This window comes from Streptomyces sp. T028, assembly GCF_048159505.1.
Classification (GTDB): domain Bacteria; phylum Actinomycetota; class Actinomycetes; order Streptomycetales; family Streptomycetaceae; genus Streptomyces.
In genome coordinates, this window is record NZ_JBLRVZ010000046.1 from 1 (window position 1) to 22313 (window position 22313).

Sequence of the window (22313 nt, forward strand, 5' to 3'; positions counted from 1 at the left end):
GTGGGGGGTGCGGTGGTGGTGTGGGTGGTGGGGATGGGGGTGCCGGTGGGGTTGTGGGTGCGGAGGTGGAAGGGGCGGGGGGTGAGGGAGTTTTCCTGGACGGGGGTGGGGGCTGTTGTCGGGGGGGAGCGGGATGGGGAGGGGGACGGTGGGGTGGAGTCGGGGGGTGGGGGTGAGCCGTACGACTTCGAAGCGGAGGAGGGGATGGGGATGGGGATGGAGATGGGGATGGAGATGGGGGAGGGGGGAGAGGAGGTCGGGGTGTCCTCGGGGGAGCCGGGGTGGCATGGGGATGGGGCTCGGGAGGTGCGGTGGGCTGCGTTGCGGGAGGTGGCGGGTGACGAGGAGTCCGGCTGAGGCCGGTTTTGTCTCGCCCCCGCCGCCCTTACCCTTCCCATCCCCCAGGGGCTCCGCCCCTTCGACCCGGCCAGGGGCTCCGCCCCTTGACCCCGGCGGGGCTTCGCCCCTGCGCCCCACCGGGGGCTCCGCCCCTTGACCCCGGCGGGGCTTCGCCCCTGCGCCTCGCTGGGGCTGCACCCTAGACCCCCGCGGGGCTTCGCCCCTGCGCCTCGCTGGGGCTGCACCCCAGACCCCCGCGGGGCTTCGCCCCTGCGCCCCTCTGGGGGCTGCGCCCCCGGACCCCGCTTCGGCCCTGAACGGGCCTCGTCCTCAAGCTCCCCCAGAGGGGGCACCCTCAGAGGGGGCACACCCGGACGGGTTGGATTTGTCTGGGCCGGTGCTTAGGTGTTCGCGCCCAGGATGCTTCTCAGTTCCTTTGGGAGGAGGTCTTTGCAGGATTGTTCGGCCTCGGTGGTGAGGGCGTCCTTGGTGCAGGTGTAGTAGTCGCGGTAGACGAGTTGGGCGGTGAACGTCGTGGCGACCAGGGCGAGGGCCAGGGAGGCGGTGACCAGGCCGCTGATCGCGGCCGTGGTCTGGGGGCGGGCCTGGGGAGCCGCCGGGGTGTCGGGGTCGGGGGTGCGGGGCTTGGCGCGCAGGGCGCTGATGCCCCAGTTCAGGGCGAGAGCGCCGAGGAGCAGGGCCACGTACGGCCAGCCGAAGAGGGCGAAGAAGAAGGCCCACATGCCGCACAGCAGGGCGTAGCGGGCGCGGCGCTGGGCGGGGTCGGTGGGGTCCCAGCGGGGGTTGGGGGTGGGGGTCGGGCCTTCCGGGCCGTTGTTGGGGCGCTCGCCGAAGCCGCCGCCGGGGGAGCGGCCGGGCTGCTGGTCGCTCCAGTGGCCGCCCCAGGGGGCGCGGCCGCCGTCGGGGGAGTCGTCACCGTTGTCCGACGGGCGGCGGGGCTGCCAGGGGCGGTCCGGGGTGCCCTCGACGGGAGGGGCGAAGGGGTTGTCCTCGTCTCCCTGCGGCTTGTCGGACTCGGGCGGCGATGAAGGGCGCTCGCGCAGCAGGGCGCCGCGCTCTCCCGGCACGGGCTGCGGGGGGAGCGTGTGGAGTCGCAGGCTGCGGTCCGGCATCAAGTGAGCGTCTTCCCCTAGGTAATACGGCTTAGGTGGTACGGCTGTGGGTGATACGGCTGTCCGGCTTCGGCTTTCGGTGAGCTCTCAGAGAGGAAACGCACCGCAATGGCACCGCGTTCCCGATCCCGCTCCTCGCAGACGCTACCTTCCGGCCACGCCCCCGTCCCGTGGGGGCCGCCTGGTGTGCCGGTATCGTTGCTGACGGTCGGCTGCTTCGTAGGCTTCCCCGTATCCGGGGGCGCGATGCATTCGTACGAACGTACAAGTCGCAAGCCGTAAGTCGCCGCCGGCCGTGCGCAGCTGCTTCCCCGAGAAAGGGCTTCCCCCGTGGCCGCCAAGCCGTCCGTGGCCAAGCGCCTCGTCGTGCTGGTCTCCGGATCCGGTACGAATCTGCAGGCACTCCTCGACGAGATCGCCGCCACCGGCGCCGAGGCCTACGGGGCCGAGATCGTCGCCGTAGGAGCCGACCGGGACGGGATCGAGGGGCTCGCCCGTGCCGAGCGGGCCGGGATCCCCACCTTCGTGACGAGGGTCAAGGACTACGGGAGCCGGGAGGAGTGGGATGCCGCCCTCGCCGACGCCGTGGCAGACCATCAGCCCGACCTCGTCGTCTCCGCCGGGTTCATGAAGATCGTGGGGAAGGAGTTCCTGGCCCGGTACGGGGGGCGGTTCGTCAACACGCATCCCGCGCTGCTGCCCAGTTTCCCCGGCGCGCACGGTGTGCGTGACGCGCTGGCGTACGGGGCCCGGGTCACGGGCTGCACCGTCCACTTCGTCGACGACGGTGTCGACACCGGACCGATCATCGCCCAGGGCGTGGTCGAGGTCCGGGACGAGGACGACGAGAGCGCTCTGCACGAGCGCATCAAGGAAGTCGAGCGAAGGCTGCTCGTCGAGGTCGTGGGGCGGCTCGCCCGCAACGGCTATCGCATTGAGGGACGAAAGGTAGTTATCCAGTGACCGCCCAGACCGCAGAGAGCAGCTCCCAGCGGGCGATCCGGCGCGCGCTCGTCAGCGTGTACGACAAGACCGGGCTCGAGGAGCTCGCCCGTGGGCTGCACGAGGCCGGTGTCGAGCTGGTCTCGACCGGGTCCACCGCCTCCCGTATCGCCGCCGCCGGCGTCCCCGTCACCAAGGTCGAGGAGCTCACCGGCTTCCCCGAGTGCCTGGACGGCCGCGTCAAGACCCTGCACCCCAAGGTCCACGCGGGCATCCTCGCCGACCTGCGCCTCGACAGCCATCGTGAGCAGCTCGCCGAGCTCGGCGTCGAGCCGTTCGACCTGGTCGTCGTCAACCTCTACCCGTTCCGCGAGACCGTCGCCTCCGGTGCCTCCGACGACGAGTGCGTCGAGCAGATCGACATCGGCGGCCCCTCGATGGTCCGGGCGGCGGCGAAGAACCACCCGTCCGTCGCCGTCGTCACCAGCCCCGCCCGCTACGGCGACGTCCTCGCCGCCGTGCAGAGCGGCGGCTTCGACCTCGCCGCCCGCAAGCGGCTCGCCGCCGAGGCATTCCAGCACACCGCCGCCTACGACGTCGCGGTCGCCTCCTGGTTCGCCTCCTCCTACGCCCCCGTCGACGAGTCTCGCTTCCCCGACTTCCTCGGTGCCACCTGGGAGCGCCAGAGCACCCTGCGCTACGGCGAGAACCCGCACCAGCCCGCCGCGCTCTACACCGACGGCAGCGGCACCGGCCTGGCGCAGGCCGAGCAGCTGCACGGCAAGGAGATGTCGTACAACAACTACACGGACACGGACGCCGCGCACCGCGCGGCGTACGACCACGCCGAGCCGGCCGTCGCGATCATCAAGCACGCCAACCCGTGCGGCATCGCGATCGGCGCCGACGTCGCCGAGGCGCACCGCAAGGCGCACGCCTGCGACCCGCTGTCGGCCTTCGGCGGGGTGATCGCCGTCAACCGGCCCGTCAGCAAGGAGATGGCCGAGCAGGTTGCCGAGATCTTCACCGAGGTCATCGTCGCGCCCGACTACGAGGAGGGGGCCCTGGAGGCCCTCACCAAGAAGAAGAACATCCGGGTGCTGAAGGCGCCGAACGGTCCCTCCAACGCCGTCGAGCTCAAGCCCATCGGCGGCGGTGCGCTGCTCCAGGTCGCCGACCGCCTCCAGGCCGACGGCGACGACCCCGCCCACTGGACCCTCGCGACCGGCGAGGCGCTCGGCGCGGACGAGCTGACCGAGCTCGCCTTCGCCTGGAAGGCCTGCCGGGCCGTGAAGTCCAACGCCATCCTGCTCGCCAAGGACGGTGCCTCCGTCGGCGTCGGCATGGGCCAGGTCAACCGGGTCGACTCCTGCAAGCTCGCCGTCGAGCGGGCCGGTGAGGAGCGGGCGCGCGGTTCGTACGTCGCCTCGGACGCGTTCTTCCCGTTCCCGGACAACATCGACGTCCTGGCCGCCGCCGGGGTCAAGGCCATCGTCCAGCCGGGTGGTTCGGTCCGTGACGAGCTGGTGGTCGAGGCCGCGCGGAAGGCGGGCATCACCATGTACTTCACCGGGACGCGGCACTTCTTCCACTGACGGGTGCGTACATCCGACAGGTAGGAGGGCGGTCCGGCGTGTGCCGGGCCGCCCTCCGCCCTCCGTCGTCCGTCGTCCGGTTGATCAGGTGAGCCAGTTCGAGCACTCGCCGGAGGTCACCCACTTGTGGGAGCGGATGTTGTTGTCCACGACCGGCCCGCTGGTGAAGAAGTTGTCGGACAGGTTGTCGGCGAAGTACTCGCCCGGGGCCAGACAGGCGTAGCCGTAGGTGTAGTTCTCGAGGAACCAGAACTGCACGACGTCCCTGCCGCCGGTGTACCCGGCGTTCATGACCGACGACGCCTTGTCGGAGGCGTTCACGAACCCGCCGCCCGACGCGTTCCAGTCGGCGTCGTTGCCCGCGGTGTAGCCCAGCCGGGTGCCCTGGCAGTCGTAGCCGTCCCAGGCGTAGACGTTGCCGTTGCGGCCCGGCCAGGCGTTGTTGCAGCCGACGACCTGGACGCTCGTGTCGGCCGCCTGGGCCGTCGCCGCGGGCACGGTGAGCCCGAGCGCGGTCAGGCCGACGACGGCCGCCGTGATGGCGAACTTCCGCATGGTGAATCCCCTCGTTTGTGTGATGCGTTCGTGTGCTGACTGATGCGTCAGGCGCGCTGCGGCACGATCCGTACCGCGCGGTCGTACGCCTGCCGCGCCAGGCGCCGGTAGGTGTCGAGCGCCTCGCCGTACCGGTCGGGAAGCCGGTCGACGTAGTGGGTCTCCCGGGCCGTGGCCACGGCCCTCAGGGAGGTGGTGCGGGCGCAGCCGGCGTCGGCGACGGCGGTCGCGCGTTCCGTCGCGAACGCCCGGTCGGCGTGCGCCGGGCCCAGCCGCGCGGTGTTCTCCCGCACCGCGTCCCGAGCCGCCTGCGGGTCCGCGTAGGACAGCCCGGCCTTCTTCATGCACCGCGACCAGGCGGTCACGGCGGTGGTCAGCCGCCGGTCGTGCCGCAGGTCGTCGGCGTACAGGGAGTTGAGCCCGGTGGCGGTCTTGGTGGCGCGGAACCATGCGGCGGGGTCGCCGTAGAGGGCCTCCTGCGCCTCCGCCGTACAGCCGCCGAGCCGTTTGCGGACCTCGCGGGCGCCGCCGGGCAGGGTCGCCGACAGCACCTGGGAGCCGGAGCCGCCGTCGAGCGCCTCGTCGAAGGCGGCCCGGCGCGCTGCCGACAGGCCCCGGCGGTAGGCGGCGATCGGGTTGTGCAGCCGCAGCCGGTCCTGCTTCGCCTGGATACGGCCGCCGTAGCCGTACGTCCGTGCCCAGGCCACGTCGTCCTGCACGTACCGCACGGGCATGCTCTCGCGCAGGCTCAGCGTGCGGTCCTCCGCGTAGGTGAAGCCGTGCCGCTCCATGCACCGTGCGGTCAGGTGCTGTTCGGCGTCGGTGACGCGGAGCTCCTGCTGCCAGGTGAGCGGCTCGGGCCGGGTCTCGGGAGCGGTGCCCCGGTCGTGGCCGCATCCGGTCGCGGCGGCCCCCGTCACCGCCGCGACCGCACACAGTGAAGCGAACACTCGCCTCATGGGACGTCCCCCGTTCCCCCGTTGTCCCGTGATCTCCCCCGTCGCCGCCCCGTGGTGGTGCGGCACTCACACCGTGGGGCACGCCGGGGGGCGGGGGTACCTCGGACCTCTGAGGGTCACCGCTGCGCGGGCGGGGTGTACTCCTTGAGGTAGCGGGCGACGCGGACGGTGTAGCCGCGGCACTGCGGGGGGATCCCGCCGACGGCGTTCACCTTCTTGTACGACGTCCGGTACGAGGCCGCGATCAGCAGGCGGCGGTCGCCGGGCAGGGACGTCGTCAGGCGCGGCTCGATGAAGCAGAGGTAGCGGCCCATGGCGCGGATCGACTCGGTGGCGGACAGCGGCGGGCGGGGTGTCGCCGACGCGGGGACGCCGTCGGCGCGGATCCACCAGCGCAGTACGGCCGGGGTCCAGCGGGCGATGCCGTACTCGCCCGTGGCCGGGTCGGAGAGGTCCGGGTCGAAGTCGCTCTCCGCCTTCAGCATCGCCGCGATGAGGACGGGACTGACCTCGCGCTGGAGGCATTCGTGCGCCGAGTCGACGATCATCCGGCGGTACCGCACCGGGACGCCCTTGTCGGTGCGCAGTTCGGAGGCGCCGTAGACGGCCGCGGAGTTCTTGCCGTCCTGCGGCTCTCCGCCGGGGTCCGTCCCGTGGGTGAGGCCGTAGCCGAGGACCGCCACGGCCGCGGTCGCGGCGGCCGAACCCAGTGCCACAGCTGTACGGCGGTGGCGTGCGCGGCGCGTGAGCGGGGCCCGCAGCAGTGCGCGCGGCAGCGGGAGTCCGAGCAACCGGGGCGGGGTGCCCGTGCCGGCCGCCTCCTCGACCCGGGGCAGCAGTGCGTCGGTGCCGACGCGCTCGGCGTGCGTGCGGGCCAGGCAGGCGCGGACGATCCCGGCCCAGGCCGCGGGGAGCCCGGGGGACAGGCGCAGTTCGGCGGTGCCGCGGGCGTAGGCGACGGCCGCGTCGCGGCGGGCCGCCGGGGTGGCGCCGGGCAGCGGGAAGGAACCGGTGAGGACGAGATGGGTGAGGACGCCGAAGGCCCAGACGTCCGCGGAGGGGCGGATGCGGCGGCCGCGTTCACCGATCTCGGCCCACAGCAGCTCGGGCGGGGTGTAGTCGGGGGTGGAGAAGGCGGGGGTGTAGCCGTGGGTGCCCTCCAGTTCGGCGGCCATGTTGAAGTCGGCGAGCCGGGCCGAACCGTCCTTCATCAGCAGTACGTTGGCCGGTTTGAGGTCGCCGTGCACCCAGCCCGCGCAGTGCAGTTGCGAAAGGCCCGCGCAGACCTGGGCGAGCAGGAGGGGGCCGGTCGCCGGTGCAGGGGTGCGTTTCAGCAGGGCCGACAAGGAGTCCTCGGCCTTCTCCAGGACCAGCACGGTGGCGCCGTCGAGGTCGGGGTGGGAAGGGTCGTCGACGGTGAGGGTCTCGTAGAGGCGGATGAGGTGGGGGCTTGTGCGGCGGGGGCCGGTGAGGCGGGGGTTGGCGAGGCGGGGTTTGGTGAGGCGGCTCAGCAACTCCCGCTCGCGCTCGGCGAGTTCCCGCAGATGGGTGAGCTGTCGGGGCGTGCGGGTGCCGGTGGGGAGGAACTTGAGGGCGGCCGACCTGGGAAGACCGGTCGGGGCATCGTTGTCATCAGGGCGGTCGGAGCTGTCGGGGCCGGCGGGGCCTGCGGGGTCGTCGGGCCCGGCGGAGTCGTCAGGGCGCCGCCGCGCCGCGTACACACTGCCGAACGCCCCCGTCGCGATCGGCTCCCGCACCTCCCAGCGGCCGACCCGGTAGCCCCGGGGGACCCGGACGGCGTACGTCCCGCTCACCGCGCGGGCGCCTGGGGGAGAGCCGTCAGGACGCCGAGATCGTCCTCGCGGACGAGGTCGAAGCGGAGCGCCAGCGACACCAGGGTCTCCTTCTTGCCGTTCAGACGCGGGCCCGGGTCGGCCGTCTCCGGGCCCGGTTTGAGGCGCAGCTTCACGGCCAGGTAGTCGATGTTCCACTGCACCGAGGTGCGGGAGGCGGCGGGCCAGCCCGGCCGCAGCCGGGTGACCACCTGGTCCACGGTGGGCAGCGGGGCATGGGGTTCGCCGCGCAGCCGGGGCTCGCACAGCGCGGCCAGAACCGCGAAGTAGCGCTTGCCGCGGTCCAGGGAGAACGCCGGTGCCGTGGTCGCGCCGTCCAGGCCCGACGGCGGCCCCAGATAGTCGTGGCGCGGCGCCCACACCTCGACGGCCAGCAGATCGCCCGCCGCCGGCAGCACCAGCCGGGCGAACTCGAACGGAACCGGCGCGTCCAGCCGGCCCGGCGCGACCTTGATGTGCTCGCCCGCGCCCTCCGGGTTCTCCACGACGTACGTCTGCTCCCGGCTGAAGTTGCTCAGTGTCCAGAACGCGCCCTGCGCGGTGATCTCGCCCGCCCGCCGGGAGACGCCGTCGTGCGGGATGCCCAGGTCGTTGCCGTCGGCCGACCGCCCGAAGCGCAGCCGTTCGCCGGGGGCGAGCCGCAGCCGGCGGTCAGCCCCGCCGCGTCCGGGTCCCGGTTCCGGCGGAGGTACGACGATGATGCTGTACACGGTGTGTCTCCCGATCCCCACCCGCGCCTACCGCCCCAGAGTGGGCGACGGGCCGGGGCCGTGTCACGACGCGACACGGCCCCGGTGAGGAATGGCGAGAAGACGCCGCTGCGGCTCAGTAACGCGGACGGTTGAACCAGTCGCCGCCCTTGATCATGCCCACGAGGATGGTGATGCCGAAGGCGAGCGAGATGATGCCGCCGAGGGCGCCCGAGGCCGCCGTCTGGGAGACGCCCTGCCCGATGTTGACGAGGCTGCCCAGGATCATCAGCGACGCGTAGATCATCGTTCCGATGCGGATGCCGCCGCGGCCGTTGCGCATCTTCACGCCCAGGAAGATCGACAGGGCGCCGAGCGCCAGCATCAGCAGCGCGATCGCGGCGACCACTCCGGCCACGATGTCCACGTCGCTGTCCGCGCTGCTTGCCACCGCGACGAGGATGCCGAAGATCACGGCGGCCAGGAACTGGAAGCCCGCGAGGATGAACAGCAGCACCCGGGCGGTCTGGATGATCCCCGGCATCTGCATCGGCATCTGCATGGGGTAGCCGTACCCCTGCGGCACCGGCGGCGCCTGCGGGTAGCCCTGGCCGGGCTGGGGAGCGGTGGGGTAGCCGTAGCCGGGCTGCTGGGCGGCGGGGTAGGACGGGTAGCCGGGCTGCTGCTGCGGCGGCTGGCCGGGCTGCGGCTGCTGGGGCGGGCCGTAGGGGTTGTTCGGGTCGCCGAAACTCATGGCGCTTCTTCCTCCGTCGGTCGTCGAGTGCAGGGGACGGCGGGCGGCGCACTGCGGAGGAAGATCAGAGATGCGGTGCGTCCCCCCGGTACTGCCCGCGGCACTGTGGCATCAATCGTTCTGCAATGGCCGGTTTCTTGTCCAGTTCCTTCTCCGGCCGCATTCCGGGCCCGGATTGGAACCGGGAGCCCGTCATCCGGGAGGATGGGGGCATGACCGCCCAGATTCTCGATGGCAAGGCCACCGCGGCCGAGATCAAGTCAGAGCTGACCGCCCGCGTGGCGGCGCTGAAGGAGAAGGGCGTGACGCCCGGCCTCGGCACGATCCTCGTCGGGGACGACCCCGGCAGCCAGAAGTACGTCGCCGGCAAGCACCGCGACTGCGCCCAGGTCGGCATCGCCTCCATCCAGCGCGAACTGCCCGCCACGGCCACGCAGGAGGAGATCGAGGCGGTCGTCCGCGAGCTCAACGACGACCCGGCCTGCACCGGTTACATCGTCCAGCTGCCGCTGCCCAAGGGCATCGACGAGAACCGCGTCCTGGAACTGATGGACCCGGCCAAGGACGCCGACGGCCTCCACCCGATGAACCTCGGTCGGCTCGTCCTCAACGAGCCCGCCCCGCTGCCCTGCACCCCGAACGGCGTGCTCACCCTGCTGCGCCGGTACGGCGTCGAGATCAAGGGCGCCGAGGTCGTGGTCGTCGGCCGCGGCGTCACCATCGGCCGTCCGATGCCGCTGCTGCTCACCCGCCGCAGCGAGAACGCGACCGTGACCCAGTGCCACACCGGCACCCGAGACCTCTCGGCGCACCTCAGGCGCGCGGACATCGTCGTCGCCGCCGCCGGGTCCGCCCATCTGATCCGCGCCGAGGACATCAAGCCGGGCGCGGCCGTCCTCGACGTCGGTGTCTCGCGCGACGCCGAGGGCAGGATCAAGGGCGACGTCCACCCCGACGTCCGCGAGGTCGCCGCGTGGATCTCCCCGAACCCGGGCGGCGTCGGCCCGATGACCCGTGCGCAGTTGCTCGTCAACGTGGTCGAGGCGGCGGAGCGCAGTGCCGGCTGAGGACACCCGAGGCGAGGCCGAGGACATCGAGGTGCGGGACCCCGTCAGCGCGCCGGACCCGGACGGCGTGGCGCGCCGGCACACCCGGCGCTTCCCGCTGTTCACCAAGGACACCGCGCGCCCCGAGGGAGCGGGGCGGGCCGCGGCCGGCGACGCGCTGGCCGCTCGGCAGTGGCCGATCATCGTCGTCCTCGCGCTGGTCGCCGCCGGTCTGCTGGTGACCGCGCTCGACCAGTTCCGGGCGGGCACGATCGTGATCGGGGTCGGGCTGTTGACCGGGGCGGTGCTGCGGTGGCTGCTGCCGGGTGTGGGCATGCTCGCGGTGCGGTCGCGGTTCACCGACATCGTCACGTACGTGGTGTTGGGCGCGACGATAGTGCTGCTGGCGTTGATGGCTCAGCCGGATCCCTGGCTGCAGATTCCGTTCCTTAAGGACACGCTGCATTTCACGGTCAGCAGTTAGCCGGGTTGTTCTTCGGGTGCTGCGCCGTCGTGGCTGGTCGCGCCCACGCGGCGGAGCCGCATATAGGCAGAGCCCCGCGCCCCTTCGGGGCGCGCGGTCGGCCAGGGAACCGGTCGGGTGCCGGATGTCGTCCCGTCCATGGGATCGACGAGGAGGTGGGCGGGATGGGCGCCTGGCAGCCGCTGCCGGACGGGCTGCCGCCGGAGGTACGGAACTTCGTGGAGCTACTGCGGCAGCTCAAGGACGGCACGGGCCTCAGTCTCGCCGCACTCGGTGCCCGCACCGCGTACAGCAAGTCGTCCTGGCAGCGCTATCTCAACGCCGTCCAGCCGCCGCCCCGGCAGGCCGTCGCCGCGCTGTGCCGGGTCGCCGGGCTGACCGGCGCGGACGCCGAACGGCACGTCGTGCGCTGGGAGCTGGCCGTGGAGGCCTGGCCGCGCCCGGCCCCGGCGGATCCCGGTGAGCGGTACGAGGACGACCCCACCGTCCCCTGGTGGGAACGCCTGGAGGAACCCGAGCCGGCCCGCCCCGCCGGACGGCTTCTCCTCCTCGCGCTCCTGCTGCTGCTCGTCCTGCTGCTCACCGCGGTCGGCGGAGCGATGCTCTTCGGCTGAGGACCGGCCGCACGGCAGCCGTGCCGATACGTCGGCGGTTCGGGTTTGTGTCCCGGATCGTCTGGACATCGGGGCTAACGTGGCCAAAGGGGGATTTGGCGCAGGGAGGGGGGTTCCATGCCTCGTTGGCGGGATCTGCCGGACGGACTCGACCCGCACGTACGGGAGTTCGCGGAGCAGTTGCGCAGGGTGGTGGACCGTGCGGGGCTGAGCCTCGGGGCGGTCGCGGACCGGACCGGGTACAGCAGGACCTCCTGGGAGAAGTACCTCGACGGCCGGCTGCTCGCCCCCAAGGGCGCGGTCGTCGCCCTCGCCGAGGTCACCGGCACCCCGCCCGTCCAGCTGATCACGCTGTGGGAGCCGGCCGAGCGGGCCTGGAGCCGTGCGGAGCTGCGGCAGGAGCGGACCGTGGACGACTCGCGGATCGCCCGGGCGCGGGCCCCGCTGGGGGAGTTCGGGCCGCCCGGGGACGGTGGGCGGCGGGGCCCCGAGCGTGCGGTGGCCGTCCCGGGAGCCGCCGGTCCCGCGGGGGCGTCGCCGGCCCTGCCGTCCGACACCGCCGGGGGAGCGGGGCGAGGAACTCGTGCGCAGCGGCCGGCCCTGTTCCTCGCCGGGGTGGCGGGGGTGCTGGGCCTCGCCGTGGCCGCCTTCCTGCTGACCGATGCCGTCGTCCCGGGGCGGACCGCCGGTGCCTCCGCCTCGCCCTCGCCGTCGGCCCGCACGAGTACGACCCTGCCCGCCGGGGTGCTGTGCGCGGGCTCCGGCTGCACCGGCAAGGACGCCGAGCGGATGGGGTGCGGCGGCGACCTGGCGACCACGGCGAAGAGCACGGCGGTCGGCCCGGCCGTGGTCGAGGTCCGCTACAGCAGAACGTGCGGCGCGGCCTGGGGGCGGATCACCCGGGCCGTACCGGGGGACGTGGTCCGGGTGACCGTCGGCTCGCGCAGCCGGACCGGCACCATCACCGCCGCCGACGAGACGATCGCGTACACCCCGATGATCGCCGTACGCGGTCCCGACCAGGCGGAGGCGTGCGCGGTACTGGCCTCGGGCGCGGAGGGGTGCACCGGCTAGGACACGACCTGGGTACGACCTGGGTACCTCCCGGGAGGATCCGTCGGGAAAATCCGCCGGGAAAAAGTCGGCGTACAGGAATACCCGCTTCCCCTCTGGGCACGCGAACGGTACCCCCACGGGAGTCCGGAGCGACCGGTACCCCCACCGGCGGCCGCCCGGTTCCACCTCTCCCGGACCGGCGGCCGCCTTTCGCGTGCCGTGGGCCGGGTCTGTGGGCCGGGCCACACGGCCCCGGACGTCCGACATCCCGGATGCGCGATAGCCTGACCGCCGGTGGATCTCTTGATACCAAGAGATCGATCATCTGTACGTCCCATCCGGGGCAGGGACGCCCCACCGACAGCTGTCATACGGAGAACGCCATGACCCGCACTCCCGTGAACGTCACCGTCACCGGCGCGGCCGGCCAGATCGGTTACGCCCTGCTCTTCCGCATCGCCTCCGGCCAGTTGCTCGGCGCGGACGTGCCGGTCAGGCTGCGCCTCCTGGAGATCACCCCCGCGCTCAAGGCCGCCGAGGGCACCGCCATGGAGCTCGACGACTGCGCCTTCCCGCTCCTCCAGGGCATCGACATCAGCGACGACCCGAACGTCGCGTTCGACGGCGCCAACGTCGCCCTCCTCGTCGGCGCCCGCCCCCGCACCAAGGGCATGGAGCGCGGCGACCTCCTGGAGGCCAACGGCGGCATCTTCAAGCCGCAGGGCAAGGCCATCAACGACCACGCCGCGGACGACATCAAGGTCCTCGTCGTCGGCAACCCGGCCAACACCAACGCCCTGATCGCCCAGGCCGCCGCCCCGGACGTACCGGCCGAGCGCTTCACCGCGATGACCCGCCTCGACCACAACCGCGCGCTGACCCAGCTCGCGAAGAAGACGGGCTCGACCGTCGCCGACATCAAGCGGCTGACCATCTGGGGCAACCACTCCGCCACCCAGTACCCGGACATCTTCCACGCCACGGTCGCCGGCAAGAACGCCGCCGAGGTCGTGAACGACGAGAAGTGGCTGGCGGACGATTTCATCCCGACCGTCGCCAAGCGCGGCGCCGCCATCATCGAGGCCCGTGGCGCCTCCTCGGCCGCCTCCGCAGCCAACGCCGCCATCGACCACGTGTACACCTGGGTCAACGGCACCGCCGAGGGCGACTGGACCTCCATGGGCATCCCGTCGGACGGCTCCTACGGCGTCCCGGAGGGCCTGATCTCCTCCTTCCCGGTCACCACCAAGGACGGCGTGTACGAGATCGTCCAGGGCCTGGACATCAACGAGTTCTCCCGCGCCCGCATCGACGCGTCGGTGCAGGAGCTGGAGGAGGAGCGCGAGGCGGTTCGCGGCCTCGGTCTCATCTGAGCGGTCCTGTAACGGCCACGGGCCCCGTTCCGGTTCTCGGAGCGGGGCCCGTGAGTATACGGGGCCATTGAAAAAGGGCTCCGGAATGCGAATTCGCGGATATAGTCGAGCCCATGAGCAACCGTGACCAGATATCCCGTGTGGCCCTGAAGAAAATCACCCCCGACGTCTCCTCCGCGATGGGGTCCCTGCATGCCGCCGCCGTCGCCGCGGCGCAGGACGCGAAAGTCGAACCGGAAATCCTGGAGCTGCTCAGGATCCGCGCCTCGCAGCTCAACGGCTGCGCCTTCTGCCTCGACATGCACACCAAGGACGCCCGCGCCGCCGACGAGACCGAGCAGCGGATCTACGCCCTGAGCGCCTGGCGGGAGACCCCCTTCTTCACCGAACGGGAGCGCGCCGCACTGGCGTTGACCGAGGCCGTGACCTTCGTCGCCGACGGACACGTGCCGGACGACGTCTACGCCGAGGCGGCCGAGGTCTTCGAAGAGGCGCAGATCGCGGCGCTGATCTGGGCGGCCACCGTCATCAATGCCTACAACCGGATCGCGATCGCCACACGCATGGTCCCGGGGGCTTATCAGCCCGCCAAGAAGTGAAATCCCGGCAAGGCGCGAATTTCCTGGATTAGAGAAACGCGAATTCGGGCATCGGCAATTCCGGCCGATGCCCGTCGTTGTCTCCGGGTCCTACTTCGTTTCCGGGTCCTACTTCTCCGGCAGCGGTTCCGTCAGTCCCTCCAGCCATTCCCGCCATTCCGCCGCCCGCGTCGCGGCACCGGCCGTCATCACCTCTCCCGTTGCCTCCCCGGCCCAGCCCGTCACCGGGCGGATCCCGTGCAGCGCGTTCACCACCCACACCTCGCGGCCGGCCAGCTCGGCCACGGTCCGCTCCCGGTGATCGACGCGAATGTCGTCGCGCACGGCCCGTTGCAGGATCAGCGCGGTGGTCACCGAGGGCAGTACGGGCAGCCCGGGCGGCGGCAGACACAGGGTGTCGTCCTCCCACCACAGCACTCCGGCCGTCGGCGACTCCAGCACCACCCCGGACGGCCCGACCAGCACCGCCTCCTGGGCACCGGCGTCGATCGCCCGTCCCCGCACCTGGGCCAGTACGTCCAGATCGGGGCCCTTGCGGCGGGGCGCGGTGCGCGGGTCCTCCTGGCCCGCGGCCCACAGGCGGATCTCCGTGCCCAGCGGCGGGGCGTGCCGCAGCCGCAGCCTCAGCTCCAGTGACCTGGCGGCGAGTTCCACCCGGGGGAACCACTCACCCGTGCGCGGCAGCGCGGCGGTCATGTCCTGCCAGAACTCCGCCAGCCGGCCCGGCCCCGGCCCGCCGACCTCCCCGCAGGCCCGCAGGAAACGCTCCCGGTGACGGTCGTAGGCCCGTACCCGGCCGTCCCGCACCAGCCACGAGTCCGCGGCCAGGAGCGGGCCCTCGGACGCCGGGACCGGTGTCAGCCCACCGCCGGGCGACCAGCCCGACAGCCCTTCCGCACTCATCCGGTCCTCCTCAGTACTTGCCGCCCGCGACCGCCGGCGCCCCGTGCCGGGGACCGTACGGCGCGTGTTCCAGCCATGATCCGCACGACGGCAGCACGGGCGCGAGAGCCGCCGCCGCGCGCTGGCGCATGCGTACGATCCGCCGGTGCGGACGCAGATGGCCGAGCGCGATCCCGGCCGCCTCGCTGTTGAACAGCCCGGCGGCCCGCCGTACGTCGGCGAAGCCGTCCACGGCAGCGGCCGTTCCGGTGGCGATCGCCTCCGCTGCCTCCGCCGCGTCCGCGATCCCGCTGTTCATGCCGCGTGCCCCGAACGGCGGGAAGAGATGCGCCGCCTCCCCGACCAGCAGCACCCGCCGGTGCGGATCGGTGAAGGAGGCGGCGACCTTGCGCAGGAAGCGGTACGTCGACACCCACAGGATCCGGTCGTCGTACCCCTCGCCGACCACGCCGGGGAGCCAGCGGCGTACGGCGTCCTCGGTGCCGTACGCCTCCTCCTGGTCGTCGTCGAAGCACTGCAGGTCCACCTGGAAGCCCCCGGTGAACGGCACCCGCATCACGCTGCGGCCGCCGACGCCCGGATGCTCGTAGTGGAAGACCCGCTCCAGCGGCAGCTCGGCGCCCGGCACGTCCGCGAGGTCGACGACCACGTGGAAGCCCTCGCCGCGCGTGCCCTCCATGGCGATGCCCAGCCCGCCCCGGACCGCCGAACGCGCGCCGTCGGCGGCGACGACGTACCCGGCGCTCCACTCGCGCCCGTCCTCGCCGGTCAGTACGACACCTCGGGCGGCGGCGGAGACGCCCGTGATCCGCGCGCCCCAGACGACGTCCACGCCCGCCCGCTCGCACGCCCCGCGCAGGAAGCGCTCGGTGTCCACCTGGCGCAGGCTGGTGAACGGCGGCAGCCCGGACGGGGGCGGGAAGGTGCGGGAGTACACCTCACGGCCCCGGTAGAGGGTGCGGCGGGTGTGCCAGGTGCGGCCGTACGCCGTGATCTCCGCGGCCAGGCCCGGGGACATGGCGTCGAGCAGCCGCAGGGTCTCGCGGTGCACGAACAGGGCGCGGCTGCCGGGCCGTTCGCGGTCCTCGGGGTCCGCCTCCAGCACGGTCACCGGCAGCCCGTGCGCGCGCAGGCCCAGCGCGGCCGAGAGGCCGACCGGGCCCGCGCCCACCACGATCGCCGGTTCCACCGAGGTCACGCGCGCACCGTCTCTCGCGCCTCGGCCAGCATCCGGGTGATCTCCACCCGCTTCACCTTCCAGGTGGCCGTCATCGGCAGTTCCTCGAACCGCCACTGCCTCGGCTCGGCCATCTTCGGCAGATCGGCCGTGGCCTCCGCCCAGCGCTCCGGGTCCAGCGGCCGTTCGCCCCGTACGCACACCACCGGCACCGGCTCGCGGTCCGCGCCCGGCACGATGACCACCTCACGCAGCTCCTCCAGGCGGTCCATCAGGGTGTCCTCGACCTCGAGGTTGCTGTGCACGGCGTCGATCTGGTCGATCTCGCGGTCCATCAGGTACAGCGCGCCCAGCCGGGTGCGGTAGCCCATGTCGCCCATCTGCCACCAGCCGTCGGTGAGCTGACGGTCGTACTGCTCCTGCATGCCCAGGTAGGTGAGGATCCGGCCGCGCGTACGGGCCTCGATCCGGCCGGGCGTGCCGGGCCGGAGCCGCTCTCCGCCCGGGCCGGTCACCCGGACCCGGGTGAAGCCGGGGATGCCGGTGCCGACCCGGCGGCCGTCCGCGCGGGCGACGGAACGCCGGGTGAACCACTGGAACGCCACCGGGCCGCTCTCGCTCTGCCCGTACAGCTGGATCAGCCAGGGCGCACGGCGCTTCGAGGCGTCGAGGAGCCGCCGTACCGTGCGCGGATGGATCGCGTCGAACGTCGATCCGTACGACTTCACGCGCGACAGCGGGGCGCCGGGCGCGTCGGCCAACTCCTCCCACAGGACGAAGGTGTTGGGGTGGGTCTCGACGATCCCGGGGCGGTGGCGGACCAGGAGCGGGCCGACCGACGCCGGGTCCGGGTCGGTGATCAGCAGCAGCGGGCTGCCGAAGTGCAGCAGCACGCCGAGCAGGTGGTAGAAGCGCGAGTGCACGAACGACATGTGCAGCGCCGCGACCTCGCCCCGGGTGGGCCAGCCCATCGCCTTCTGCGGGACGAGCCGGTTCCACATGGTGTTCGCGCAGTGCACGGCGAGCTTGGGCACGCCGGTGGTGCCCGAGCTGTGGGTGATCAGGGCGGGTTCACGGGGGTGCAGGCGCACGGGCCGGGGGGTCTGCGCGCCCGCGTACTTCTGCAGGGACTCCGCGCCGGGTACGTCGGCCACGGTGAGCGTGCGCCGGACCAGAGCGTCCAGGTCCTGGCCCTTCAGCGGGCCGTCCAGCTTCGCCCCGTCGGTGACCAGCCACGGCCGCTGGAGCCGGGCGAGCAGCTTGCCCACCACGTCACCCGCGAGCCCGGGCGACAGCAGCACCGGCACCGCGCCGATCCGGGAGATCGCGCAGGTCAGCAGCACGATGTCGACGTTGTCCGTCTTGTGTACGACGACCTGCTCCGAGGGCCGTACGCCCGCCTCCCACAGCCGCCCCGACAGCTCCTCGACCACCTCGGCCAGGACCGTGTAGCTGAGGGCCGTGCCGAGGCCGGGGTGGGTGTCCAGCGGGCGGTCCAGGGTGACGAACACGGCACCGTGCCGCTCGGCCGCCCGGCGCAGCATCGGGCCCAGGTAGAACCCGCGGTCGGCGAGAACGGGCTGCTGAGACATGTGACGGTTCCTCTCTGCGGTGGTCGGCACGGTCACCAGGCCCCTTGACGGACCAGATGGCGGCGGAGCTTGCCGGTGGGGGTGCGGGGGAGGGAGGGGACGAGGCTGACGCTGCGGGGGACCTTGAAGGCGGCGAGCCGTTCCCGGGCCAGCCGCAGCAGGTCCTCCTGGAAGCCCTGCGGCGCCGGTGCCCTCGCCGGTACGACGAAGGCGCGCAGCCTTCCCGCCCCGCTCGCGTCGGTGACGGCCGCGACCGCGACCTCCTTCACCGCCGGATGGGTGCGCAGTACGGCCTCCACCTCCAGCGGGGAGACGGTGATGCCGCCGACCATCTCCATGTCGTCGGCACGGCCCAGGTGCGCGTACGCGCCGTCCGGTTCGCGGCGGGCCCGGTCGTGGGTGTTGAGCCAGCCGTCGACCAACGTGCGGGCGGTCTCCTCGGGCCGGTTGAGATAGCCGGGCGTGACCGTCGGCCCGTGGACCCACAGTTCGCCCTCCGCGCCGTCCGGCACCGGGCGTCCGGCCTTGTCGCGCAGCTCCACCTCGAAGCCGGGCACCGGACGGCCGACGGTGCCCGGGTGGTTGTGGGCGAGGCTGTTGGCGCAGAACGCGTGGCCGGCCTCGGTGGAGCCGATCTGCTCCAGCACCGGCGCGCCGAGCAGGTCGGCGACGCGCCCGCCGAGCCCGTCCGGCATGCTCTCGCCGGCCGACACGGCGGCCCGTACGGAGGCGAAGCAGGCGTCGTGGCCGCCGCCCCGGTCGGCGACCAGCGCCGCGTACGCCGACGGCACGGAGTAGACCAGGGTCACCCTGTGCCGGGCGACCAGCTCGTCCACGGCGGCCGGGGTGGGGCGGCGGTCCACCAGGACGGCCGAGGAGCCGGAGAACAGGGGGAAGACGAAGGCGTTGCCGAAGCCGTAGGCGAAGAACAGCTTGGACACGGACAGGGTGACGTCGTCCGGGGTGATGCCGAGCAGCGGCCGGCCGATGAGCTCGTGGTACGCCACCGGGTCGGCGTGTGTGTGCACGACGCCCTTGGGCCGGCCGGTCGTCCCGGACGTGTACTGGATGTAGAGGGGACTGCCGGGCCCGACGGGACGGGCGTCGACCGCTTCCGCTGTGGCGGCGAGCGCGAGCAGCTGGTCGGCGCCGAGGCAGGCCCGTCCGCCGAACCGGTCGTCCTCCAGCCCCGGCCCCGTCACACAGAGCACCGCGCCGGTGTCCGTGGCCATGAACGCGTGGTCGGAGGCGGGAAGTTCGGGGTTCACCAGCACGGCCACCGCGCCGAGCCGGGCGACGCCGAGGAAGGCCGCCACCCAGGCGATCGAGTCGGGCAGCGCGAGCAGCACCCGGTCCCCGGGCCGCACCCCCTGCCCGGCGAGCACCCCGGCCGCCCGCGCCCCGAGCCCGTGCACCTCCCCATGAGTCCAGGTCCGATGCCCCTGATGAAAGGCGGCCCGCCCACTCCACCCCTCCCGCTCGACCAGCCCGGAGAGGAGGCCTGCGAGATTGGCGTCCTGGGACTGCGCCGCATCGGCGGCTTCGGAGAGCCGGCGGTCGGTGTGCTCGGCCGGCCGGGGGGCGGCGGGCTGGGGCTGCGCGGCAGCGGTGTCCAGGGGCGGTTGGGCGCCGGCCTGGTCGGACGGTGTCGTGCCGGCGGGCTCGGGCCGTGCGGTGTCAGCGGGCTCGAGGGGCGCGGCGGTGGCGGCCTCGGACGGCGGGGTGTCGGCGTGCGGGGGCGGTGCCGGGGCGGTGGTTTCGGGGGTTGGCGTGCGGGGGGCCGCGCTGAGCTGGGGAGGTGTCATCGGGCGCCCTCTTCCAGGGCGTCCAGGGCGTTCAGGGCGTTCAGCGTGTCCGGTGCGGTTGGGGCGGCGTCCGTGTACGCCCGCATCTGCGCGGCCGTCTTCAGCAGCATCTCGTCGTACTCGGCGACCGGGTCGGAGTCCAGGACGATCGCGCCGCCCGCGCCCAGCTGCATCCGGCCGTCGGCGAGCACGGCGGTGCGGATGACGATGTTGAGGTCCGCGCCGCCGCTGCACCCCAGGTAGCCGAGGGCGCCGGAGTACACGCCCCGCGCCTCGGTCTCGATCCCGTCGATGATCTCCATCGTGCGCAGCTTCGGCGCACCGGTCATGGAGCCGCCGGGGAAGCAGGCGCGGACGCAGTCCACGGCGTCCGTGCCGGCGCGCAGCCGGCCCTCGACGGTGGAGACGAGCTGGTGCACGGTCGCGTACGTCTCGACGGCCATCAGCCGGGACACCCGTACCGTCCCGGTCCGGCAGACCCGGCCGAGGTCGTTGCGGAGCAGGTCGACGATCATCAGGTTCTCGGCGCGAGTCTTGGCGTCCGCCGCCAGCGCGTCCCGGAGCCGGGCGTCCTCGAGCGGGTCGGTTCCGCGTGGCGCGGTGCCCTTGATCGGCTTGGTCTCGGCGACGCCGTCCCGGGTGATCCGCAGGAACCGTTCCGGCGAGGCGCCGGCCACGTCGAGGTCGCCGAACCGCAGGAAGGCCGCGTACGGCGCCGGGTTGACGCGTCGCAGCTCCCGGTAGAAGGCGTAGGCGTCGGGCGGGGCGGGCATGCGGGCCGCGTCGGTGAGACAGATCTCGTAGCTGGTGCCGGCCCGCAGCTCCCGTTGGCAGGCCTCGATGTCGGCGAGGTACGTCGTCCGGTCGCGCGTCAGCCAGGGCTCGGCGGCGCCGAGGTCGGGCTCGGCCGTAGCGGGCGGGGGCGGCCGGTGGCCGTCGGGGGCGACGAAGGTGAGCTGGGCGACCGTGTGCTCCAGCCAGTCGGCGGCCTCGCGGGCGGCCTGCGGGGTGTCCTCGGCGAGGCAGACCGCGTAGGTGAAGTCCTCCTCGTGGTCCACCGCGATCAGCCGGTCGGCGAACAGCCAGGCCGCGTCCGGGGTTTCGGCGCGGTGGCGGCCCGGTGAGCCGCAGTCGGCCTTGGTCTCGTAGCCGAAGTAGCCGACGTATCCGCCGGTGAAGTCGAAGGGGAGCCCGGTGGCGTCGACCCGGCGGTTGGCCAACTGCCGCTTGAGATAGTCGAAGACGCTCGCCGCGACCTTGCGCGGGGGCCGTCCGGCCCGCTCGATCTCGCACCGGCCGGCCTCGACGTCGTACCGGACGAACTCGGCGAGCGGACCGCTGTCGTCGCCGAGGAACGAGAAGCGCGCGAGGCCCTGCTCGACCCGGGAGCTGTCCAGCCAGAACGACCGCGCCGAGCCGGCGAACAGCCGGGTGAAGACGGCCTCGGTGTCGACGGCCCCGGCGATGCGGCGGGTGTGCAGCCGGTAGGCGGGGAGGTTGCCCTGCCGGGGCCGGGGAATCGTCGGCCCGGCGGCCGGGGGGACGGCGGTGTTCTTGCTGCGGGGGCGGCGGGCCCGCTCGGCGGTGAGGTTGCGGAAGTTCACCAGCATGCGGTGGCCGTACTCGGTGAGCACCGACTCCGGGTGGAACTGCACGCCCCACAGCGGCCGTTCGCGGTGCCGGATGCCCATGAGGACGCCGTCCTCGGCCCAGGCGGTGGCCTGCAGCGTCTCCGGCAGCGGCTCGTGCACGGCGAGGGAGTGGTAGCGGACCGCGGTGAAGTGCTGGGGCAGCCCCTGGAACAGGTCCCGGCCGTCGTGCCGCACCTCGGTCAGATGCCCGTGCCGGGGCTGCCGGGCGGGTGCCACCCGGCCCTGCTCCCCGAGGGCGATGCCCTGGTGGCCGAGGCAGACACCGAGCACGGGCACGGTGGCCCCGGCGAGCACCGCGGCGCTGATGCCGAAGTCACGGGCCGTTCCCGGATGCCCCGGACCGGGCGAGACCACGACATTGTCGAAACCGTCGAGAACGTCTAATACGTCGATCCCGTCGGCACCGCCGGTGTCATTGTGGATCACCACCGGCTCCTCGCCGTTGACCTCGGCGACCAGCTGGAACAGGTTGTACGTGTACGAGTCGTAATTGTCGATGAGCAGGGTCTTCACCCGCCCACCTCCTTCGTCGTTCACGAACCTATACGGTCCGTCGTTTGTGCCGCCCACGCAGCGCCTGAAGCGGTGGGTACAGCCATTTCTTGAAGAAACGCTGAAGGCGCGGCATGAGAATCCAGGTGACGAGAGCCGTCACACACAGGCAGAGCAACAGCGTGCGAATGAGCGGATTGAGGCCGCCGAGATAGGGCAGCACGATCAGATTGAACAGGAGCACCGGCGGGAACACCGCGCTCATATTCACGAACCACAGTTTCCATTTCGCCGGCGGGGCGGGCGGAGCAGGTGGGGGCGGGGGTGGAGGTGGGGGGCCCTGGGTGTCGAACCACTCCTTGGACCCCTCAACGCTCCGGCGGCCCGCCCGCTCGGCGATGCCCTGAGTACGGACGTCCCACTGGACCCGGTCGGGCGAGACCTCCCAGGCCAGAGCCGTGTCCTCGGTGGCGAAGCGATAGACGACATGCCACTCCGCCTCTCGATCGACAAGGACGCCACCCCCGAGGAAACCCGGCTGCCGGGCGCTCGCGCCCAGCATTGCCCACCCCCAGGTATGGAAGTCGGCCTCACGGCCCGGCACCACGTGATAGGCCACGGTCACGGTGACGGGATTACTGCTCACGGGGTGGAGTACGGGCCGCCGGGTCCCCGCGTTCAAAGATTCAACGAGTTTTTTG

General features: G+C 72.6%; 20 protein-coding genes and 1 pseudogene. 9 read left to right on the forward strand and 12 right to left on the reverse strand.

What is annotated here, in order from left to right; translation table 11 throughout:
* Nucleotides 1–357, forward strand: a pseudogene (locus ACLZN2_RS37715) (hypothetical protein); the annotation flags it as partial.
* Nucleotides 358–740: 383 nt separating this feature from the next.
* Here the strand turns inward: ACLZN2_RS37715 and ACLZN2_RS37720 are convergent.
* On the reverse strand, nucleotides 741–1472 hold the full coding sequence (locus ACLZN2_RS37720; protein WP_416984095.1) for a hypothetical protein: 732 nt from the start codon (nucleotides 1470–1472) through the stop codon (nucleotides 741–743).
* Nucleotides 1473–1802: 330 nt separating this feature from the next.
* Here ACLZN2_RS37720 and purN point away from each other — a divergent pair, with 330 nt between their 5' ends.
* The gene (gene purN, locus ACLZN2_RS37725; RefSeq protein WP_416984096.1) at nucleotides 1803–2435 is read left to right on the forward strand and encodes a phosphoribosylglycinamide formyltransferase; all 633 of its coding nucleotides are present in this window, start codon (nucleotides 1803–1805) and stop codon (nucleotides 2433–2435) included.
* Complete coding sequence (gene purH, locus ACLZN2_RS37730) at nucleotides 2432–4009, forward strand: bifunctional phosphoribosylaminoimidazolecarboxamide formyltransferase/IMP cyclohydrolase (protein WP_416984097.1); 1578 nt, start codon at nucleotides 2432–2434, stop codon at nucleotides 4007–4009. The genes purN and purH overlap by 4 nt, the downstream gene beginning before the upstream one ends.
* An 84-nt stretch (nucleotides 4010–4093) precedes the next feature.
* On the opposite strand, the gene ACLZN2_RS37735 is transcribed toward purH, so the two are convergent.
* The 5 genes from ACLZN2_RS37735 to ACLZN2_RS37755 form a co-directional block, all read right to left on the reverse strand.
* Nucleotides 4094–4564, reverse strand: coding sequence for a hypothetical protein (locus ACLZN2_RS37735; protein WP_416984098.1), 471 nt, complete (start codon nucleotides 4562–4564; stop codon nucleotides 4094–4096).
* A 47-nt stretch (nucleotides 4565–4611) separates the two neighbouring features.
* Nucleotides 4612–5523, reverse strand: coding sequence for a hypothetical protein (locus tag ACLZN2_RS37740; protein WP_416984099.1), 912 nt, complete (start codon nucleotides 5521–5523; stop codon nucleotides 4612–4614).
* A 116-nt stretch (nucleotides 5524–5639) separates the two neighbouring features.
* Nucleotides 5640–7337, reverse strand: a complete 1698-nt coding sequence (locus ACLZN2_RS37745) for a protein kinase domain-containing protein (RefSeq protein ID WP_416984100.1) — start codon at nucleotides 7335–7337, stop codon at nucleotides 5640–5642.
* Nucleotides 7334–8086, reverse strand: a complete 753-nt coding sequence (locus ACLZN2_RS37750) for an FHA domain-containing protein (RefSeq protein ID WP_416984101.1) — start codon at nucleotides 8084–8086, stop codon at nucleotides 7334–7336. The genes ACLZN2_RS37745 and ACLZN2_RS37750 overlap by 4 nt, the downstream gene beginning before the upstream one ends.
* 115 nt (nucleotides 8087–8201) lie before the next feature.
* A complete protein-coding gene (locus tag ACLZN2_RS37755; protein WP_416984102.1) occupies nucleotides 8202–8819 on the reverse strand; it encodes a hypothetical protein in 618 nt (205 codons plus the stop codon).
* 212 nt (nucleotides 8820–9031) lie between these two features.
* On the opposite strand from ACLZN2_RS37755, the gene ACLZN2_RS37760 reads away from it, so the two are divergent.
* The 6 genes from ACLZN2_RS37760 (at nucleotide 9032) to ACLZN2_RS37785 (ending at nucleotide 13991) form a co-directional block, all read left to right on the forward strand.
* Complete coding sequence (locus ACLZN2_RS37760) at nucleotides 9032–9886, forward strand: bifunctional methylenetetrahydrofolate dehydrogenase/methenyltetrahydrofolate cyclohydrolase (protein ID WP_416984103.1); 855 nt, start codon at nucleotides 9032–9034, stop codon at nucleotides 9884–9886.
* Nucleotides 9876–10349: a DUF3017 domain-containing protein gene (locus tag ACLZN2_RS37765; protein ID WP_416984104.1), complete on the forward strand. Its 474-nt coding sequence runs from the start codon at nucleotides 9876–9878 to the stop codon at nucleotides 10347–10349. The genes ACLZN2_RS37760 and ACLZN2_RS37765 overlap by 11 nt, the downstream gene beginning before the upstream one ends.
* Nucleotides 10350–10513: 164 nt before the next feature.
* Entirely contained in the window at nucleotides 10514–10963 is a 450-nt protein-coding gene (locus ACLZN2_RS37770; protein WP_416984105.1) for a helix-turn-helix domain-containing protein, read from the forward strand.
* A gap of 117 nt (nucleotides 10964–11080) precedes the next feature.
* Nucleotides 11081–12037: a DUF2690 domain-containing protein gene (locus ACLZN2_RS37775; RefSeq protein WP_416984106.1), complete on the forward strand. Its 957-nt coding sequence runs from the start codon at nucleotides 11081–11083 to the stop codon at nucleotides 12035–12037.
* Nucleotides 12038–12402: 365 nt separating this feature from the next.
* Entirely contained in the window at nucleotides 12403–13392 is a 990-nt protein-coding gene (locus tag ACLZN2_RS37780) for a malate dehydrogenase (RefSeq protein WP_416984107.1), read from the forward strand.
* Between the two features lie 113 nt (nucleotides 13393–13505).
* Nucleotides 13506–13991, forward strand: a complete 486-nt coding sequence (locus ACLZN2_RS37785) for a carboxymuconolactone decarboxylase family protein (protein ID WP_416984108.1) — start codon at nucleotides 13506–13508, stop codon at nucleotides 13989–13991.
* Nucleotides 13992–14099: 108 nt separating this feature from the next.
* Here the strand turns inward: ACLZN2_RS37785 and ACLZN2_RS37790 are convergent, their stop codons facing one another.
* Genes ACLZN2_RS37790 through ACLZN2_RS37815 form a run of 6 tightly spaced genes read right to left on the reverse strand, consistent with a single transcriptional unit; the run spans nucleotide 14100 to nucleotide 22258 of the window.
* Nucleotides 14100–14894 carry an aminotransferase class IV gene (locus ACLZN2_RS37790; RefSeq protein WP_416984109.1) on the reverse strand — a complete coding sequence of 265 codons (795 nt, stop codon included), beginning with the start codon at nucleotides 14892–14894 and terminating at the stop codon, nucleotides 14100–14102.
* Between the two features lie 10 nt (nucleotides 14895–14904).
* Nucleotides 14905–16083 (reverse strand): FAD-dependent monooxygenase, encoded by a 1179-nt coding sequence (locus ACLZN2_RS37795; protein ID WP_416984167.1) that lies wholly within the window; start codon nucleotides 16081–16083, stop codon nucleotides 14905–14907.
* Nucleotides 16084–16088: 5 nt separating this feature from the next.
* Complete coding sequence (locus ACLZN2_RS37800) at nucleotides 16089–17663, reverse strand: class I adenylate-forming enzyme family protein (RefSeq protein WP_416984110.1); 1575 nt, start codon at nucleotides 17661–17663, stop codon at nucleotides 16089–16091.
* Between the two features lie 32 nt (nucleotides 17664–17695).
* The gene (locus tag ACLZN2_RS37805; protein WP_416984111.1) at nucleotides 17696–19468 is read right to left on the reverse strand and encodes an AMP-binding protein; all 1773 of its coding nucleotides are present in this window, start codon (nucleotides 19466–19468) and stop codon (nucleotides 17696–17698) included.
* On the reverse strand, nucleotides 19465–21633 hold the full coding sequence (gene pabB / locus ACLZN2_RS37810) for an aminodeoxychorismate synthase component I (RefSeq protein ID WP_416984112.1): 2169 nt from the start codon (nucleotides 21631–21633) through the stop codon (nucleotides 19465–19467). The genes ACLZN2_RS37805 and pabB overlap by 4 nt, the downstream gene beginning before the upstream one ends.
* 28 nt (nucleotides 21634–21661) lie before the next feature.
* A complete protein-coding gene (locus ACLZN2_RS37815) occupies nucleotides 21662–22258 on the reverse strand; it encodes a hypothetical protein (protein WP_416984113.1) in 597 nt (198 codons plus the stop codon).
* Between the last annotated feature and the right edge of the window lie 55 nt (nucleotides 22259–22313).

Excerpts from the sequence above, each read along its gene's own strand:
- ACLZN2_RS37720 (WP_416984095.1), bottom strand. The coding sequence starts at position 1,472 with ATGCCGGACCGCAGCCTGCGACTCCACACGCTCCCCCCGCAGCCCGTG.
- ACLZN2_RS37735 (WP_416984098.1), bottom strand. The coding sequence starts at position 4,564 with ATGCGGAAGTTCGCCATCACGGCGGCCGTCGTCGGCCTGACCGCGCTC.
- ACLZN2_RS37740 (WP_416984099.1), bottom strand. The coding sequence starts at position 5,523 with ATGAGGCGAGTGTTCGCTTCACTGTGTGCGGTCGCGGCGGTGACGGGG.
- ACLZN2_RS37755 (WP_416984102.1), bottom strand. The coding sequence starts at position 8,819 with ATGAGTTTCGGCGACCCGAACAACCCCTACGGCCCGCCCCAGCAGCCG.
- ACLZN2_RS37760 (WP_416984103.1), top strand. The coding sequence starts at position 9,032 with ATGACCGCCCAGATTCTCGATGGCAAGGCCACCGCGGCCGAGATCAAG.
- ACLZN2_RS37770 (WP_416984105.1), top strand. The coding sequence starts at position 10,514 with ATGGGCGCCTGGCAGCCGCTGCCGGACGGGCTGCCGCCGGAGGTACGG.
- ACLZN2_RS37775 (WP_416984106.1), top strand. The coding sequence starts at position 11,081 with ATGCCTCGTTGGCGGGATCTGCCGGACGGACTCGACCCGCACGTACGG.
- ACLZN2_RS37780 (WP_416984107.1), top strand. The coding sequence starts at position 12,403 with ATGACCCGCACTCCCGTGAACGTCACCGTCACCGGCGCGGCCGGCCAG.
- ACLZN2_RS37785 (WP_416984108.1), top strand. The coding sequence starts at position 13,506 with ATGAGCAACCGTGACCAGATATCCCGTGTGGCCCTGAAGAAAATCACC.
- ACLZN2_RS37790 (WP_416984109.1), bottom strand. The coding sequence starts at position 14,894 with ATGAGTGCGGAAGGGCTGTCGGGCTGGTCGCCCGGCGGTGGGCTGACA.
- ACLZN2_RS37800 (WP_416984110.1), bottom strand. The coding sequence starts at position 17,663 with ATGTCTCAGCAGCCCGTTCTCGCCGACCGCGGGTTCTACCTGGGCCCG.
- ACLZN2_RS37805 (WP_416984111.1), bottom strand. The coding sequence starts at position 19,468 with ATGACACCTCCCCAGCTCAGCGCGGCCCCCCGCACGCCAACCCCCGAA.